General features: G+C 71.5%; 2 protein-coding genes. Both read right to left on the bottom strand.

The window, feature by feature from the left end; translation table 11 throughout:
• Positions 1-1783, bottom strand: a 1783-nt coding sequence (locus IE239_RS41120) for a type I polyketide synthase (protein ID WP_190154554.1), incomplete at its 3' end; no start/stop codon positions are given.
• Between the two features lie 40 nt (positions 1784-1823).
• On the bottom strand, positions 1824-4042 hold a 2219-nt coding region (locus IE239_RS41115; protein ID WP_190154553.1), incomplete at its 5' end, for an SDR family NAD(P)-dependent oxidoreductase.

The raw sequence follows: 4042 nt of genomic DNA, 5'->3' as shown, positions 1-4042 counted from the left end.
CCCCACACGCCGCATCGAAAGCCTCCGCATACACCGGGAACGCGTCATACAACCCCCGCCCCATCCCCGGCCACTGACTGCCCTGACCCGAGAACAGGAACGCCGTACGACCCGACCGCGCGAACCCACCACGCCGCCCCCCGGCCACCTCCCCCAACCCCGCCAGCAACTCCCCACGATCCCGACCCACCACCACCGCCCGGCAGTCAAACACCGACCGCGAAGTCAGCAGGGCCCGCGCCACCGAAGTCGGGTGCTCGTCTCGGGCGGCTCGTTCCAGACGGGCAGCCGTCGCGCCAAGGGCGCCTCGGTCGCGGGCGGAGAGCAGCCAGGGGACCAGGGCAGGTTCTGGAGCCGACTCCGGAGCCGGAAGGTCCTCGGTCTGTTCCAGGATGATGTGGGCGTTGGTGCCACTGACGCCGAAGGAGGACACACCCGCCCGGCGCGGCCGGTCCACCGTCCACTCCTGCCGCTCCGTCAGGAGACTCACGGCACCCGCCGACCAGTCCACCTGAGACGAAGGCTCATCGACATGGAGCGTCTTCGGCAACACGCCGTGGCGCATCGCCATCACCATCTTGATGACACCACCCACACCGGCCGCCGCCTGCGTATGACCGATGTTCGACTTCAACGACCCCAGCCACAACGGCCGCTCACGACCCTGCCCATACGCCGCAATGACCGCCTGCGCCTCGATCGGATCACCCAGCCGCGTCCCCGTACCATGCCCCTCGACCACATCCACGTCGGCCGGCTCCAGCCGGGCGTTGGCGAGCGCCTGCCGGATCACCCGCTGCTGCGACGGACCGTTGGGGGCGGTGAGCCCGTTGGAAGCACCGTCCTGATTCACCGCCGAACCCCGCACGACGGCCAGCACGCGGTGCCCGTTGCGCCGCGCATCCGACAACCGCTCCAACACCAGCACACCCACACCCTCCGACCAGGCCGAGCCGTCGGCCGCCGCCGCGAACGCCTTGGCGCGGCCGTCGCGAGCGAGCGCGCGCTGGCGGCTGAACTCGATGAAAGAGCCCGGAGTGGACATCACGGTGACACCGCCCGCGAGCGCGAGGGTGGACTCGCCCGACCGCAGCGACTGGCACGCCAGATGCAACGCCACCAGCGACGACGAACACGCCGTGTCGACCGTCATGGCCGGGCCCTCCAGACCCAGCGTGTACGACACGCGCCCGGACATCACGCTGGAGGCAACTCCTGTCATGCTGTGCCCCGCCAGCTCATCGGCAATGGGCTCCAACTGGGTCCCGTAGCCGTAGTAGCCGGCCCCCACGTACACGCCGGTACGGCTGCCCCGCAGAGAGTCGGGGACGATGCCGGCCCGTTCGAGGGCCTCCCAGGACGTCTCCAGCAGCAACCGCTGCTGCGGATCCATCGCCAACGCCTCGCGCGGGGCGATGCCGAAGAACTCCGCGTCGAAGGCGGTCGCGTCGTGGACGAAACCGCCGCTACGGGTGTACGTCTTGCCGACCCGTTCGGGGTCGGGGTCGTAGATGCCGTCGACGTCCCAGCCCCGGTCGGCCGGGAAGTCGGTGATGCCCTCGCGTTCCTCGACCACCAACTGCCAGAGCGCCTCCGGCGAGTCGATGCCTCCCGGGTAGTGGCAGGCCACGCCGATCACAGCGATCGGTTCCTGAGTGCGGTTCTTCAGAGCGGTGAGCTGCCCGCGTGTCTGCTGGAGGTCGGTGATGGTCCGCTTCAGGTAGTCGCGGAGTTTCTCCTCGTTGCTGGGGGTCTTGGGGTTGTGGGGATCGTTGCTGGTCATGGCGCAGCCTCCTCGCCGTACGCGGCGGTGTCACTGGTGGTCAGGAAAGGCCGAGATCGCGCTCGACGAGTTCGAAGAGTTCGTCGTCCGTGGCGGCGGCCAGGTCATCGACGGCGCCGTCGTCGTCCGTGCGTTGTGTGGCGAGTTGGGACAGCAGATTCTGTAGACGCAGGCTGATCCGGGTCCGGGTCAGGTCGTCGCTCCTGTCGACGGGAAGCGCCCCGACGGCCGCCTCGAGCCGGTCGAGCTGGTCGAAGAGCGAGGCGTCGGAGGACGCTGTGTCGATCATGAGCTGTTCGTGGATGAAGCGGGTCGTTTCCCCCGGGCTGGGGTGGTCGAAGGCAAGGGTCGCGGGCAGGGTGAGGCCGGTCACCGCGTTGAGGGCGTTGCGCAGTTCGACGGCGGTCAGGGAGTCGAAGCCGAGACCGAGGAAGTCACGGTCGGCCTCCACGCTCCGCGCGTCCGCGTGGCCGAGGACCGCGGCTACCTGGGTGACAACGAGGTCCCGTATCAGGGCCAGTTGTGCCCCATCGTCGAGCGGGGCGAGCTGTGCGCGCAGCCGGTCCGCCGTGCCCTCGGTATCGGTGGTCTCCACTGCGCCCGCCACGACGACCGCCTCAGGGACCCCGGTGAGCAGCGGGCTGGGCCGCAGCAGGGTGAAGGACTGGGCGAACTTCTCCCAGTCGACGTCCACGATCACGGCTGTGGCCGACTGCTCCTCCCCCGCCACCCGGCCGAGCGCCGAGGTGCCCGTCGTGGGCGCCATGGGCGGCAGTCCACGCCGCCTGAGCTGGTCGCCCGCCTCACCGGAGGCGAGACCGTCCCCGTCCCACGGCCCCCAGGCGACCGAGGTGGCCCGCAGCCCGCGCGCCCGCCGTGCCAAGGCGATCGTGTCGAGGACGGCGTTGGCGGCGGCGTAGCCCGGCTGGCCGCCACTGCCCCAGGTGGCGGCGATGGAGGAGAACAGCACGAACGCGTCCAGGTCCCGGTCGGCGAGCGCTTCGTCAAGGTGGCGCGCCCCGAGCACCTTTGCCGCGACCACGCCGCTCAGCAGCTCGGTGGTGGCCTCCGCGAGCGGCCGGAACTCACCGGCGCCGGCCGCGTGCACGACGGCGGTGAGGTCCGGGCCTGCCAGGTCGAGCAGGTCGTCGACGGCCTGCCGGTCGGTGATGTCGCAGGCGACGACCGAGACGCGGACGCCCTGCTCGCCGAGTTCGGCCACGACGTCGTCCACACCCGGGGTGTTCGGCCCGCCACGACTGGTCAGGATGACATGCGTGGCGCCGCCCGAGGCCAGCCAGCGGGCCACCTGGCGACCGAGGGCACCCGTACCACCGGTCACCAGCACCGTACCGCGCGGATGCCAGCCCACGGCCCGGGACATCGGTGCGCGCTCCAGGCGCCGGACGAAGACGCCCCGGCCGCGTACAGCCAGCTGGTCCTCGCCACCGCTGTCGCCGAGCAGGGAGACCGTCCTCGTCCAGTCCGCCGGTCCCGGTTCGGTGGGCAGGTCGAGAAGGCCGCCCCAGCGGGCGGGTGCCTCCAGCGCCGCGGACCGGCCGAAGCCCCAGATCAGGGTGCCTTCCTGAGTCGGCACACCGTCGCCGGGGACGGCGACCGCACCCGTGGTGAGGCACCAGAAGGGCGCCTCGACCCCGGCGTCGCCGAGTGCCTGCACGGCGGCGACCGTGGCCGCGAACCCGGTGGTGAGACCGGGGGCGTCGGGGTGTGCGGAGGTGTCCAGCGCCAGCAGCGAGACCACGCCGCGGAGGTCGCCCAGGCAACGGAACTCGGCCGCCATCTCCTCGCGTCCGGCCGAACCCGGCGCGAACGCCAGCGTCTCGACCTCGGCGCCCCTGGCCCGGAGTTCGTCCGCGAGCGGCTCGTGACCGAAGCCGGGGGTGAGCAGAAGCCAGCGGCCGGTCGGGGATGCGGCCGGGGGCGTCAACGACTGCCAGGTAGTGCGGTAGCTGAGCTCGTCCAGCGCCTCCTGCTCCCGCTGCTCACGGCGCCAGGCGGAGAGCACCGGGAGTACCTCGCCCCACGCACTGTCGACCGGCTGCCCGAGGGCTTCGCCGAGCGCCTCCACGTCCTCACCGGCCACCGCCGCCCAGAACGCGGCTTCCGCCGGGTTTGCGGCCGAGGCCGCCGGCAAGGACGTGGGCCAGTAGCGTTGGTGTTGGAAGGGGTAGGTGGGCAGGTCGACGGGGGCGGCCTCGGGGATGAGCGCGGTCCAGTCGACGGTCAGCCCGTCCTCAT

Origin of the sequence: Streptomyces humidus, from assembly GCF_014649655.1 — a bacterium.
Taxonomy (GTDB): domain Bacteria; phylum Actinomycetota; class Actinomycetes; order Streptomycetales; family Streptomycetaceae; genus Streptomyces; species Streptomyces humidus.
This window is presented reverse-complemented; position numbering and strand designations above follow the sequence as displayed.